Source organism: Acidisarcina polymorpha, from assembly GCF_003330725.1.
Lineage (GTDB): Bacteria > Acidobacteriota > Terriglobia > Terriglobales > Acidobacteriaceae > Acidisarcina > Acidisarcina polymorpha.
In genome coordinates this window covers 6,778,027-6,792,470 of record NZ_CP030840.1, presented here as the reverse complement: position 1 = coordinate 6,792,470, position 14,444 = coordinate 6,778,027, and the positions used below count along the sequence as shown (strand labels likewise).

At 55.5% G+C, this 14,444-nt stretch carries 9 protein-coding genes and 1 pseudogene; all 10 read left to right on the top strand.

Annotated elements, in window-relative coordinates; genetic code table 11:
- Positions 1-116 precede the first annotated feature (116 nt).
- Positions 117-1,442, top strand: a complete 1,326-nt coding sequence (gene ltrA, locus ACPOL_RS29135; protein ID WP_114207509.1) for a group II intron reverse transcriptase/maturase — start codon at positions 117-119, stop codon at positions 1,440-1,442.
- 205 nt (positions 1,443-1,647) lie between these two features.
- Positions 1,648-2,676, top strand: a complete 1,029-nt coding sequence (locus ACPOL_RS29130; RefSeq protein WP_114207510.1) for an IS110 family RNA-guided transposase — start codon at positions 1,648-1,650, stop codon at positions 2,674-2,676.
- Positions 2,677-4,292: 1,616 nt separating this feature from the next.
- Positions 4,293-7,952, top strand: a complete 3,660-nt coding sequence (locus ACPOL_RS29125) for an arabinofuranosidase catalytic domain-containing protein (RefSeq protein WP_201759003.1) — start codon at positions 4,293-4,295, stop codon at positions 7,950-7,952.
- A 658-nt stretch (positions 7,953-8,610) separates the two neighbouring features.
- The gene (locus ACPOL_RS29120; RefSeq protein ID WP_236657106.1) at positions 8,611-9,312 is read left to right on the top strand and encodes an IS6 family transposase; all 702 of its coding nucleotides are present in this window, start codon (positions 8,611-8,613) and stop codon (positions 9,310-9,312) included.
- Positions 9,313-9,376: 64 nt separating this feature from the next.
- Positions 9,377-9,838, top strand: a pseudogene (locus ACPOL_RS29115) (PDDEXK nuclease domain-containing protein); the annotation flags it as partial.
- 61 nt (positions 9,839-9,899) lie between these two features.
- Positions 9,900-10,835 (top strand): tyrosine-type recombinase/integrase, encoded by a 936-nt coding sequence (locus ACPOL_RS29110; protein ID WP_114210276.1) that lies wholly within the window; start codon positions 9,900-9,902, stop codon positions 10,833-10,835.
- 81 nt (positions 10,836-10,916) lie between these two features.
- Entirely contained in the window at positions 10,917-11,435 is a 519-nt protein-coding gene (locus ACPOL_RS29105; protein ID WP_114210275.1) for a P-loop nucleotide/nucleoside kinase family protein, read from the top strand.
- 323 nt (positions 11,436-11,758) lie between these two features.
- Entirely contained in the window at positions 11,759-12,520 is a 762-nt protein-coding gene (locus tag ACPOL_RS29095) for an SGNH/GDSL hydrolase family protein (protein WP_236657105.1), read from the top strand.
- A gap of 200 nt (positions 12,521-12,720) precedes the next feature.
- Complete coding sequence (locus tag ACPOL_RS34335; RefSeq protein ID WP_114210272.1) at positions 12,721-12,945, top strand: hypothetical protein; 225 nt, start codon at positions 12,721-12,723, stop codon at positions 12,943-12,945.
- Complete coding sequence (locus tag ACPOL_RS29085; protein WP_161557632.1) at positions 12,932-14,386, top strand: serine hydrolase domain-containing protein; 1,455 nt, start codon at positions 12,932-12,934, stop codon at positions 14,384-14,386. Before ACPOL_RS34335 ends, ACPOL_RS29085 begins: the two co-directional genes overlap by 14 nt.
- The last annotated feature ends 58 nt before the right edge of the window (positions 14,387-14,444 follow it).

Sequence of the window (14,444 nt, the reverse complement as noted above, 5' to 3'; positions counted from 1 at the left end):
CCGTTTGGGGTGGCGGAGAGGCCTGTAGTACCGATGAAGCCGGGTAATGCCGGTGGAGGGAAGAGGCCTCAGTTGAAGGCGAACGTAATAAACGACGAGGGACAACGGGATTGGTGATGAACCTAACAACCCTGATAAGCGTTCAGAAGTTGCAGATGGCGTTACACGCAAAAGCGAAGGAATCGCCCTACTTTCGTTTCCACGCGTTGTACGACAAGGTGTACCGCGCGGATGTTCTGGTGTATGCCTACAAACGCTGCAAAGCCAATGGCGGGGCAGCGGGAGTGGACAATCAGACATTTGAGGACATCGAGCAGTACGGTGTGGAGCGGAGGTTAGACGAACTGGCGCAAGAACTGAAAAGTCGAACGTATCAACCGCAGCCTGTGCGGCGGGTATACCTACCCAAGCCGGATGGGAAGCAGAGGCCGTTAGGGATACCAACAATCTGGGATCGGGTTGTGCAGACGGCGGCAATGTTGGTGCTCGATCCAATCTTCGAGGCCGACTTGCAACCTGAGCAGTATGCCTATCGGGCAGACCGCAGCGCATTGGACGCAGTGCGGCATGTCCACAAGCTGATCAACACTGGCCATAGAAGGATTGTAGATGCGGATCTCAGCAGCTACTTCGATAGCATTCCACATGCCGATCTTATGAGGTCGGTCGCTCGAAGGATCGTCGACGGAGCGATGTTGCATCTGATCAAGATGTGGCTGGAAGCTCCGGTTGAGGAAACCGATGAACGCGGGAATAAACGTCGGAGCCTGCGCAATCGGGACGAAGGTCGGGGCACTCCACAAGGAGCTCCGATCAGCCCGTTGCTCAGCAATCTGTATATGCGCCGGTTTGTGCTCGGGTGGAAGGAACTTGGGCATGAGGCGCGTTGGGAAGCGTATATCGTGAACTACGCCGATGATCTTGTCATCTGCTGTCGGATGGGGGCGGAACAAGCTCTAGCCACAATGCGGAAGATGATGTCGAAGCTGAAGTTGACGGTGAACGACTCGAAGACGCGGGTCTGCTCTGTGCCGGAAGAGAAGTTTGATTTTCTTGGATACACGTTTGGTCAATGCTACAGCCCCAAAACTGGACGGGCCTATCTTGGCACCGTTCCAGCGCGAAAGCGGGTGCAACGCATCTGCCGGGAGATACGCGAAATGACCGGACGGAGTACAACCTCGTTGGATCCAGCGACAATAGTGACGAAGCTCAATCGCACAATGTGCGGATGGGCGAACTACTTTTGTCTTGGGCCGGTCAGTACAGCCTATCGTGCTGTAGATGGTTACGCGACGATGAGGCTGCGTCTGTGGTTGCGAACGAAACATAAGGCCTCTGGACGTGCAAACGGGATGTTTCCGGATACATATCTTCATGGAGCCTTGGGTCTCGTTCGTCTGGACAAACGGACACGCAACTTTCCGTGGGCGAAAGCGTGAGTCTTCTCCGAGAGCCGGATGCGGGAGATCCGCCTGTCCGGTTCGATGAGCGGGATGTGGAAACGGAGCAAGGTGAACCTAGTGAGGCACCGGCAGACGAAAGAGCCGGAAACAGATAGGGATCACCTAAACCACCGCGCCACATCTCGACTCTACCGCCTGAACCAACCCGGACGGATTATCTTAGCTGGCAGGAGGCTTCACCATGGAGATTTCAACGATCGGCATTGATCTGAGCAAGACCACCTTTCACCTGATTGGATTGAGCCCACGTGATGAGATTGTGCTTCGTAAGAAGCTTTCGCGGAAGCAGCTGCTGATCTTCACCGCAAGTCGTACGCCTTTGTTGATCGGCATGGAAGCGTGCGCTGGAGCCCATTACCTCGCACGTGCCTTGAGGGATCAGGGGCACGATGCACGATTGATGCCAGCGCAGTACGTGAAGCCGTACGTCAAGACGAACAAGAACGACTACCTGGACGCGGAAGCGATTGCAGAAGCTGTGCAGCGACCGACGATGCGCTTCGTGCCGATCAAGACCGACGAACAGTTGGATCTGCAGGCGCTGCACCGCGTACGCGACCGCTGGGTGGCAAGACGAACGGCCGTGATGAATCAGATCCGCGGGTTTCTGCTGGAACGTGGAATCGCTATCCGGAAAGGACCTTCTTACCTGGTGAGCCAGCTGCAGGTCATCTTCAGCGATGGCGATTCTTTGTTTTCCGGACGACTGCTGCACCTGATTCGCGAGTTGAAGCATGAGTGGGACGAGCTCGAACGCAAGATCGAAGAAGCTAGTGCCGAGCTTGCCCGCATTGCCAAGCAGGACGACGGATGCTATCGCTTGATGGAGGTTCCGGGCTTCGGACCGATCGTTTCGACAGCACTGGTTGCGGCTATCGGCAACGGCATCAGCTTCAGAAAAGGGCGAGACCTGGCAGCCTGGTTAGGGCTTGTTCCCCGACAACACTCGACAGGCGGCAAGACCAGACTGCTCGGCATCAGCAAGTTGGGCAACGAGTACCTCCGACGCATGATGCTTCACGGCGCCCGATCCGTGGTGATGCAGATGGAACGAAAGCCTTCGGCTCTCGGCGAGTGGCTGACCAGCCTTTCGGCAAGACGCCATCGCAACATAACGGTCGTCGCTTTGGCCAACAAGATGGCTCGAATCGCGTGGGCCATCCTGAGCAAAGGCACACACTACAGCGCACCTGCCTTCGTGGCGGCCTGAACCGAGGCATGGAAAAGACGCCCAAAATACGGGCTTTGGAAATCGCTTCGCGATTCCACACTTTTCCACCCCTCCGACGACGATGAATAAGGCTTTCTCCTCAAGTTTGCGAGACAAATCGATGTGTGAGTGAACGGTCACAACCGGCGTTGCTCAAGCCTGTGTGGGAATGAGAACCCTTTGGAGTTCGACCCACTTTGTAGGACAGCGACGCGCGGACTCCATTATGGCCAGGAGCGGAAGCTCCACAAACAGGCCGGATACATTTGCGCAGACCCTAATCACTCGCCACAAAGATTTAGCTTGCAATCCGACGGCGGACCATACAATTCCCAACGCTTCGACGGCGGGAGATATTCTTATTACAGACCGGGCTCGGCCAGCCTTTACCCAGAACCAGAGCCAATTTCCCCGCAAGGGCCTTGTAAACTCTCTTCCCGGTACGAAACGTAAACCATCTCCCGGTGCTCTCACCATTAGCGGCTTGTCTACCGAATACGGCGCGGTCACGCGCAAGGCGCGTTTGACCTGGTTCAGTAGCCGCCGCGTGAGAAGTCGCAAGTTATGCCGCCGGTACTTGAAGAGTGCTCCCAATTGAACATGGTGTCCGATAAGAAGTTTCTCCTCTAGCCACGAAACAGTTGCCGAGGGCTCTATGCGTCTTCTCGACGGTTATTGCCCGCTCATCCATACTGCCTTTGTCGTCTATCGAGCGCACCGCCAGCGGTGATCTCGACTCAGAGACAACGATCTCGTCGGTTCCGTCGTGGGCGTATTCTACGTCGTTGCTCTACCAGCCTGGGAACCCAGGGCGCGCCGCATCTCGACATCAAAAAAAGAGAAGGCTGATCAGTGTGCTTTGCAATCAAGCGATCGCCTCCAATTCATACACCCTTTCGCAACGTGAAAGTTCCAGCGGCTAGAAACGTGCTTGCGGGCGCACGCATCTCCGACGTTCCGCGATCCGATCGACGTTGCGTAACACGGACTTGGGCGACGCAGACTCGCGTGATCCAGCAGCAAAGGGATTGAGAAATTCAGAAGCACACGCGAACCTGGCGGTAATCGGCGTAGAGGAGATCCACTTGTCCGGAGACGCGACCATCTGGTTCTGCTCGATGAGTAGCGAAAATCCCGCAACAATGTGCAAGATGCGTTAGAGGACAAAGAGCGGCCGAGGGCAGCCAAGATCGGATCCCTCGGACCTGAACGCCCTTCAAGCACTCTATCCTGAAACAGACTGATTCTGGCTAGCGCGTCGTACTTAGTTGGACTTTACGACATTCCCGCAGACTCAGCCATGGCACCTGTGAATCGGTACATTCACAGCTCCGCGACTATGTAAGCCCCGATATTCAAAATCTCGGTGATCAGCCGCGCTGATCAGTCGTAGGAGGATAGCTCCCGACCAAGAAGGCGCCATTCATAGACCTTGCTTCAGGAGTGCAGACGGCAATCCACCTACAGCGCCTAGGAAGCCCACAACACCGGAGATTTCCGCACCCTTTGCAGCATGTTGCTTAACATTCCCGAAAACATACTCAGAGGCAAGATCTTCCGAAATTCGAACTATGTCATTCACCAGTCTTCTTCCGCCTTACTTGAAAGGATCCACCATGTCCGCACCATGCAGCAAGCAACGCATTCGCAGTATGCTCTTTCTTCTTCTCGGAATTGCTTTCATCGGGGTACCGGCGGCACATGCGATCAGCGGGGGTTCCAACGCCTCAAGTCTTCAAGGGCAGGTCCAATTATTTGAATTCGACAATGGAGTCGCCACCTATCAATGCACTGGAAGTCTCATCGCTCCCGACTGGGTGCTGACCGCAAAGCATTGCATAACGGACACCGGTATTACCGCACTGAATGGTGCGGTATACGTCGGAACCTACCATCTGCAGCAGGGACAAGCCTTTTTTCTTCAGAACATCTACAGCAATAACGTCTATGACGTAGCACTGTTGCAACTGCGCTCGTCAGTGACGCAGCCCGGCCTGGTGATGCCATACGGCAGGGGCGTCCTGACAGGTCCAACCGCTGCGCATCAAGCCGCTACAGCCCTTGTCCAGGGATGGGGCTCGACGACGCCCCCTCCCCCCATCACCCTAGCCTCCTACCTGCAAGCTTCAGTCCAAGAGATACAGGGGGAATACTCCCCCGGGGTGCTATCGTACACCTCGCTTCGCGGAGTTACTCAGAAGGGTGATTCTGGAGCCGGCTTCATCTATTTCGGCACGGTGTGTGCCGTGCTGGTGAACGGGGGGGAGGCAACCGAAACAGACGCTGTCGCGACTTACATCCAACAGGTGACTGGGGTCGCTCCAGCGCCCCCTCATGCGAACGGCACTCAGGCCTGTGACCCTCCGCCAAATCCACGTCCCTGCGACATCTATGCTGACAACGGCACGCCGTGCGTCGCCGCGTATAGCACGGTACGGGCGCTGTATGCTCACCCCACTGCAAACGTAAGACTCTACCAGATCACGCGCTCCTCGGATGGAACATCGTTCGACATACTCGATGGTGTCGACGACTCCTATACCGAGAATGATTATGCCGACGCGGCCGCCCAGGACAGTTTTTGCGCGAACGCCACGTGCATCATCTCAAAGATCTACGATCAATCAGGGAATAGAAACGACCTAACCATCGAGGGGCCTGGGGGCAACAAGAACAGCCCCGACAACGGCGCGGTAGCGAACGCGCTACCCATCGAAGTGCACGGCCACAAGGTGTATGGCGTGAGTGTGACACAAGGCGTGGGCTATCGGAACAACAACACAGTCGGCGTGGTGAGGAATGTCGGAATCCAGCCCGGAGGCCAGGCCGCTGAAGGCATGTATATGGTGACCAGTGGCAAGAACGTAAATGGCGGGTGCTGCTTTGACTTTGGGAACGCCGAAACGAACAGCGACGACAACGGAGCCGGCCGCATGGATGCGCTCAACTTTGGGACTTTCTGTGGCTTTCCACCGTGCAGCGGACCCGGTCCATGGGTCGAGGCCGACTTGGAGAATGGACAGTTCATGGGAAATCGTAACAACCCTAATAATCCCTCGATCAGTAGCAATTTCGTTACTGCAATGCTCAAGAATAATGGCATAAGCAACTTTGCCTTGAAGGGTGGCAATGCACAATCGGGTACTCTGACTACCGGGTATGATGGGCCGCTTCCCACCGGGTACAGAATGCAGCAGGAAGGGGCCGTCGTCCTTGGAACTGGTGGCGACAACAGCGCAACCGGCGTTGGCTCTTTCTTTGAAGGCGCCATGACGGAGGGCTACCCATTGGATTTAGCGGAAAGTGCAGTCCAAGCAAATATTGTTACTGCTGGGTATTCGGGCAACAGCAATCCCACGAACGGGGAACCGCCCTCGTATACTGGCCCAAGCGACCCAAATGGCCCCGGACCGCAAGATGGATTGGAGGGGCCGGCCGATGAACAGCCGAACGACCTCATGGGAAGCAAGCCGGGGATGGCCTTCTACCGCGGCAAGATCTACGCAGCATTCCAGTCGAACGATTCGAGGCACGAACTCTACGTGACCTCGACGGCCAATGGCGGGCCCTATCCCACGGCAACCGGCTACCCTGATATTCATATCGGCAGTGCACCCGTTGTGGCGGAGTTCAAGCATGCACTGTATGTGGCGTTCCAAGCGGATGACGCGAGCCACAAACTCTTCGTCACCTCGTCTTCTACCGGATCGGATTTTCCTGCGGCTACCGGGTACTCAAATGTCCTTATGGGCAGCGCGCCAGCGATGGCGGCATTTCGACATCAGCTGTTTGTCGCCTTCCAATCGAACGACTCGAGTCACGGCCTCTACGTCACTGCATCGAACGATGGACGGGACTGGCCGACGGCAGTGGGTGTGCCCAACGTCCAGATAGGCAGTGCGCCTGCTTTGGCCGTCTTCCGCAGCCAGATGTTTGTCGCCTTCAGGGCGAACGATTCCAGCAACGACGTCTGGGTGGCCTCCTCGACTGACGGGTTCCACTTCAGCTCAAAGAGGATCGCCGGGCCGACAAAGCCGCAAACGATGGGGCCGGACAGTTCACCTGCTCTTGTAGTTTCGAACAATGTCCTCTACTGCATTTACGGCGCCCAGGACCTCGCCAACGAGATGCTGGTGATGGCTTCGACCGACGGAGTGACTTGGCAAGGACCCAAAGCCTATCTCGACGTTCAGATGGGAGCTTCGGGGCCGGGAGCATCCGTGACCAACGACGGATTTACGGTTGGCTTCCAGTCAAACGATTCCAGGAACGTACTGTTTACCTCATATAAACATACGGAAGCGCTGTCATACAGCGGCCCGAACAGCTCGGGCGGCCCACAGGATGGGTTTGCCTCGCCGGCAGTCGACCAAGGGCCTGATGTCATGGGGTCTAAGCCATCATTTACGTCAGTCAATAACAATATTCTCGTGGCCTTTCAGGCCAATGATGGCACCGATGACCTCTTTGTCTCGACGACGCAAATTGGAAACCCCTACCCGACAGCGACCGCATACCCGAATATTCAACTAGGAAGCGCACCGACCATCGTGGCGGCAAATCCAACACCAATCGGAGGCGACAAGAATGTAGTGTTCATGGCATTTCAGGCCGATGACGGGAGCGACAATCTGTTCGTCACGACATCACCGGATGGAGGGCATAGTTGGCCGACCGCGACGGCCGTCCCCAACGTCAAGATCGGCGGCGCACCCGCGATGGTGGGTTCGAACGGCACACTATATCTTGCTTTCCAGGCCGACGATCCGTCGCATCAACTCTTCATCACGACCTCGTCTGATGGACAAAACTGGCCGCCTGCAACGGCAGTGCCCAATGTCAGGATTGGCAGCGATCCAGCGATCGCGATCTTAAACGGGACGATCTATGTTGCCTTCCGTGCGGATGACGATAGCGACGGTGTGTGGATTGCGTCCTCTTCGGATGGCGCCCACTTCACTTCGCAACGGCTGCCCGGCCAAATGGGAGGAAACAGTTCGCCAGCTCTGGTGGCCGCAAACGGCACTCTCTACTATATTTACAGTGCGAATGACCAGGACAGCGAAATGCTGGTCATGGCCTCCACGGACGGAACGAACTGGCAAGGACCTGAGGTTTATCCCGGTGTTCAGGTGGGACCATCAGGGCCGGGAGCATCTCAGTACCTCTTCATCATAACAAGCCCGTCCCCCATATTAAAAACCGGTATAACCGCGGGCTTTCAGTCCAACGATGCCTACAACATCCTGTTCACCACAACCAAAACGATCCAGTGAGCCGATGCAGGACTTTGGAGTGCTGCACCATACTGCGTTCAGGAGGGACCAATAACCGTAGCACCAGGTTACGAAATGATGGCTCTCTCATAAGATTCCAGAGCGGCACGCCGACATAATCGTAAGGCATCGTCTCCTTCGAGACGGACCGCTGACGCGGAAGATCGAAGCGGGCGCCGCAGCCCCCTTTGAAGAAGAGAAGGTTCCGGTGTACAACAACGGAGCATCGTCCTGGTTCTTCTGCGTCCGCGGTGTCTTGCTCATTCCAAAGTATTCTCATGCGACAAATGTTTCGCATGGAGGAAAGTGTTTGCAAAGCCGCTTAACTTAACACACCAAGGGGTCTTCCTCATTGAGCACTAGCGACACCGCACCTCTATCAGAACTCAACTCAGTCTTCGCGCCTAGGTCGCTCAAGCCCCGCATCGAATCACTAGATCTCCTGCGCGGCCTGATCATGATTCTGATGGCGCTCGACCACACACGCGACTTCTTCACTCGCTTAACGATCGATCCTGGCGACCCACTTCAATCTTGGCCTACACTTTTCGCAACCCGTTGGATCACCAACCTGTGCGCTCCGGGTTTTGTTTTCCGGCTCTGTTGCATTAACTATGGCTGTGAAGGCCAAGTCGGGACGGAGGCGGTAGGATGAGTCATGTTCAAACGCCGGCGCTTCCCCGTTGAGATCATCCTGCTTTGTGTGCGCTGGTATTGCAAGTACGGCATCAGCTATCGGGATCTCGTGGAGATGATGCAGGAGCGTGGCGTGGAACTAGACCCGTCTACGATTATGCGCTGGGTGCATCGTTATGCGCCTGAATTGGAGAAGCGGGTGCGCTGGTACCAAGGCTACCGAACCAGTTCCTGGCGCGTAGACGAGACGTATGTGAAGGTCGGCGGTCGGTGGAAGTACCTGTTTCGGGCCGTCGACAAGCATGGCCGCTTGATTGATTTCATGTTGGCAGATCGCCGCAATACTCGGGCAGCCCATCGTTTCTTGGGAAAAGCGCTGACGACCATGCGCCACTGGCCACCGTCCTCGATCACCACCGACCAACTCGGTTCCTACCCGAAAGCAATCCGCCGACTACAGCGCGAGGTCAAGCTGTCTGCAGACACAAAACATCGGACCTGCAAATACCTGAACAACATCATCGAAGCCGACCATGGCGCTCTTAAGCGCGTCATCCGACCCACCCGAGGCTTTCAGACGATGAGGACCGCTGCCGCTACGATCAAGGGCTTTGAAGTGATGCGTATGATCCGTCGAGGGCATTGCCTCACCTGTAAGCCGCGCGTCAAAGAGGAGATCCGATTCGTAAACAAGCTGTTCGACATCTTCGCTGTCGCTGCCTGATCGAGCGGCCCACCAAGTGAACTGCGACCAGTGAAGTTAATGCAACAGAGCCCTCAAGCATCTCCGCGACCTTCTATTGGAGTTGGGCCGCGGCTTCGCCTTCGTGGGAAGTCAGGTGCAGCTAGAAGTCGATGGGCAGGCCTATTTCATCGATCTGCTCTTTTACCATCTCCGGCTGCATTGCTATTTTGTGATCGAGCTAAAAAACGGGGCCTTTAAGCCGGAATACGCGGGCAAACTGAGTTTTTACCTCTCAGCGGTGGATGCGACGATGCGGACGCCGGTCGATGGTCCAAGCATCGGAGTCCTGATTTGCGAAAGCCGCAGTGGTCCTACCGTGGAATACACATTGCAGAACATCAATCGCCCGATCGGCGTTTCGACCTACCGAGCCACCCGCGAACTTCCCGAACCACTTCAATCTGAGGTTCCATCCATCGAAGACCTGCAAGAGGTGGTCGAAAAGTTACGCAAAGAACTGAACGAGACCCGCCAGGCGCAAGAAATGGATGTGGAGGAGCCATGATAAGACACTGGTCTTTGTCCAAAGGCGAATCGCTACCTGTAAGCGAATCGCCTACAGGTTCATGAGTACCGCACTGGTACTGCGCGAGCAACCGGCAGGGAACTGGGCCGTATACGTTGCCGGCGTTGCTGAGCTGCGGCGAATGGTGCTGCTGAGCGTTGCTTCCCAACATTCGAAGCGAAACTACGCAAAAGCACTCGATGAGATCTTTGCGCTTTGCGAGATGCGACAACAGCCACTCTCTCGCGCTCTTCTGATGGAATATCGTGCTGCGTTGGTGGAAAAGAAACTGAGTGCGTCGACGGTGAACGTCCGCCTTTCTGCAATTCGGAAGTTAATCGGTGAAGCACAACGGAACGGCATTCTTGATGCGGAGCAAGCCGCGAAGATGACGGACGTACCAAACATGCGTCAGCAGGGGATGCGGTTGGGAAATTGGCTGACGCGTGACCAGGCTAAAGAACTGCTTGCCGTACCGGATCGATCGACCATCAAGGGCAAGCGCGACTACTGCATCCTTGCTCTTTTGGTTGGCTGTGCTCTGCGCAGAAAAGAGTTGTCCACACTAACGCTCGATGACATTCAGCTCCGCGAGGGTCGGTGGGTCATCGTGGACTTAGTTGGTAAAGGCGGCCGAGTGCGGACGGTGGCAATTCCGGTGTGGGTGAAAAACGCGATCAACGCCTGGCAAACAGCAGCCAAAATCGAAGATGGTCGTCTCCTGCGTCCGCTTTCGAAAAGCGGACGCATCCTGGGGGAAGAGTTGGGCGATTGGGCAATCTGGAGTGTGGTCGAGGCCTCCGCGAAAGAGATCGGTATCGAGCACTTCGGGGCGCATGATCTACGAAGGACCTGCGCGAAGCTTTGCCGAAAGAATGGCGGCGACCTGGAGCAAATCAAATTTCTTCTCGGCCACTCGTCGATCCAGACGACGGAACGTTATCTGGGCTCTGAGCAGGAAATTGTCATCGCTGTGAACGACAATCTGGGACTATAACCAACGACGAATGACCAAACCAGCTCAACATAGACTAGAGCGCTGTGTAGCGGGGTCACCACATGAAAGGATCAACGACAAGTGCTAATAGCATTCGGGGGATTGCCTGGTACAGGAAAGACGACGCTTGCCCGGACTGTGGCGAGCCGGTACGCCGCGGTGTATCTCCGAATAGACACCATTGAACAGGCGATTCAGGATAGTGACGTGCTACGAGCTAACATCGGCGCCGCTGGATATGTAACTGCCTATAGGGTGGCTGCTGACAACCTACGCGTTGGCCGCTCGGTTGTTGGAGACTCGGTTAATCCGCTTACGGTGACTCGCGATTCATGGGCCGAGGTCGCACACCTCGCCAATGTGTGCCTAGTTGAGGTCGAGGTTATCTGTTCCGATGTGCAGGAGCACAAAGGGAGGGTGGAGAGGAGAAGCTCCGACATTGAAGGAAGACCTTCTCCAACTTGGGAAGATGTAATCGGGCTCAAATTCGAACCCTGGAAAAGACTACACATCATAATTGACACAGCCCGTAAATCAATTGTCGAGGTACAGGATGAGTTGATGAGGGAGCTTGTCAAAGCGCGTCATTCGCTAAAGTAATGCGCGCGGGCCGTTGATATCATGTCCTGCCTGGCGGAAGGAACGTCGGATAATGAAACGTCGAGTCTGCTCCTATTATATGTTTGCCGTTCCTGACCCTTCCTTCGTATTGAAGGACAGTGTTGGTGAGATGTACTTCTGCAATTTGCGATGTTTCTGTGTGTGGTCGGTCCAACTCGCTACAAGGCCGAACCTTTCTGCGGAAGACAAAACCGAGGAGTATACGCTGACCACTCCATCGGGCGAAGAACATCAGTTCGTCGGAATTGTGGATGTAGCGCGTTGGGCGACAGCCACTGCATTTGAATAGAGAGGATCGGCGAATGAGATTTATGTTGATCTCCAAAGTTGTGCTCGGTCCGGTGCTCTTAGCGCAGGGTCGAAGAGTTCGTCGTACCGCTCTTAGACTCGCCGAAGCGGCAGGCGAGCGAAGTGGACTCGTCGTGATTGACAGTTCCCAACCAGAGTTGAAGCTGCTATTTGTAGGGGACTCTACCATGGCGGGGGTTGGTGTTAAACATCAATCCGCTGCCCTTGCCTCTCAGGTGGCCTCTATCCTTGCGAATCGGCTTGTTCGATCCGTTAGATGGCAACTGCTGGCCAAGTCAGGTGTGAATACCGAGCAAGCGTTCGAGTTTGTGACGGGTAGAGAGCTCTTGCCTGCGGATGTGCTTGTTACCGCTCTCGGGACCAATGATGTTACGTCTCAGAGAAAGCCTCATCAGTTCATTTCAGATTATGAGGCGTTGGTCGATATGGTCTTTGAGCGAGTTGGAGCGCGGCTCGCAGTTATCAGCGGTCTGCCTCCGCTACACCTCACACCAGCTACGCCGCAACCGCTTCGTTGGTACTTGGGTAGATACGCGCAACTGCTTGACGAAGGTCTACAGCGGTGGATTGCTCCGCAGAGGAAGTTCGCCTATGTCTCGCTCCAGTGGGCTTCAAACCCGAAGGATATGGCGGCAGACGGATACCACCCCGGCGAAAATCAATACAGAACGTGGGCCAATCTCTTAGCAGAAAAGATTGCCAACTTGCTTCCAAAACAGAACCCGCTCATAGAAACCCACGCATCCGGTTTTTGACGTTTGGAGTGGTCTCCCCCATTACTCGGGGAACAGTGATGGAGTGACTTGCATCGCCTCAGACGGGGTTGTCGAAGGCTCCAGCAATTGCGGGCCATCGCCCTTCAAGCTTAGTTGTTAGCTCTATGCGTCCATGGAGAGTTTCACACGGGTGACGGAATTCCTCCAGGGAGAATATAGACGCCGACCCGGAGCACCAAATGAATAAGCTTAAGACGGCCTTCGGGGCGCCGGCAGTGGACAATAAAAATACCGCCGGAGCTCGCGGACCCGCGTTGTTGCAGGATATTTGCGTTGTTGGCGCGCAAATCAAAGTTCAGGAACGCCACACCGGGAACTGCGCGGAAGCCGATCCATTATTACGAGTTGTAACGAATGCGTTGCGTGGCGAAGCCTGTTTGGAGGACCGTGATGAAGTTAGGTGATAGACGATGGCTTGGACACACCGGGAAGCCGAAATCATTTGTTTCACTCGCGAGTTTGTCTCTCATTTTCTTAGGATACTTCTCGCCGGTCCTCGCGACCGCAGAAACACGAAGCCAGCGTGCCGACGCGATCCTGCACCGGGCAATGCAAGACCGAAAGATCCCAGGCATGCAGGTAGCCGTGGTCATCGATGGGAGGATCGTCTTTTCGCCGTCATACGGCGTTGCGAATTTACAGACGCCTGTCCGAGTGACCTCGAAAACTCTCTTCTCAATAAATTCCATCACTAAGGCGTTCACCGGAATCGCCGTCATGGAGGAGGTGGAGAAAGGGCGGCTAAACCTGTCGGTTCCAATCTCCACATATCTGACGGACATCCCGGCTACCTGGGGAAGAGTGAACACACTGCAGCTACTTGGCCAGATCTCCGGATTGCCGGACATCGACGCATACGACGACATCGACTTCAGTGGCATCAGGGACGAGAAGGCAGCTTGGGCTTGGGCGCTTTCCCAGCCAGCGTCGCCTCCGGGCGAAAAGAGAGATTATTGCCAAACCAACCTTCGACTAGTGCAGCTAATTATCAACAAGCTTGAGGGACGAGATCCCGACGCGTCTCTGATCGACGAGGAACTCTCGAAGGCCCACATGGTAGCCACTGCTTACGGTGATTCTCGAGATGTCATCAAGAACAAGTCGCAGCCGTATCGACTTGGTGACAATGGTGCAATACGCAATCACTTCGAGCGGTTTGGACCGATGATGCGAGCCAATTCGGGCCTCAACACCACAGCAGACGATATGGCGCGCTGGATGATTTCGGTTCTGGATGGCAGGCAGATGAGTCGAGAGTCCCGGGAAGTCATGTGGACACTCGTTTCCCTGAACGACGGTTCGCGGAGTTCCTTCGCCCTTGGCTGGGATCGTGAAGAGCACGCCAACTATACGTCTGTCGGAGGGGTGGGAGGAACTAGATCAGCCTTTTCGCTTTACCCCGGTTATAACGTAGGCGTCGTAATTCTCACGAATCTCATGGGCGCGAATCCGGAGGAACTTGCGGATGAAGTGGCAGCTTCGTTCGTTCCCGGAATTAAGCTGTCCGGCGTCACGAAGTTTCGTGCCGAAGCGGAGAAAACTCGATACGTAAACCTGGCGACAATGCTCAATGCCGCCAAGGCGCAGGGCGCAAGCAGCAGTTTTGACCAGGAGGAGCTTGAGAGTTGGATAGGGAGGCTCTTGTTCAGCAAGAAGGCGCAGCGCGCTCTAGCAATAGCGGAATTCGATAGCGAGCTCTTTCCGACTAGCATCAGGCCGCTGGAATTGATCGCGGAAGCCGAGGGCGCCAGCGGCCATCTTGAAGCTGAAACTGGAACTTATAGAAAGATCCTTTCACGAGATCCCAGCAACGTGACTGCGCTCGCCTTTTTCAAGAGCAGGTGAGTTCGCCAGTATTTTGGCGGCGTAGGCTCGGTGCATCAGTACAGATAATTTCCGACAG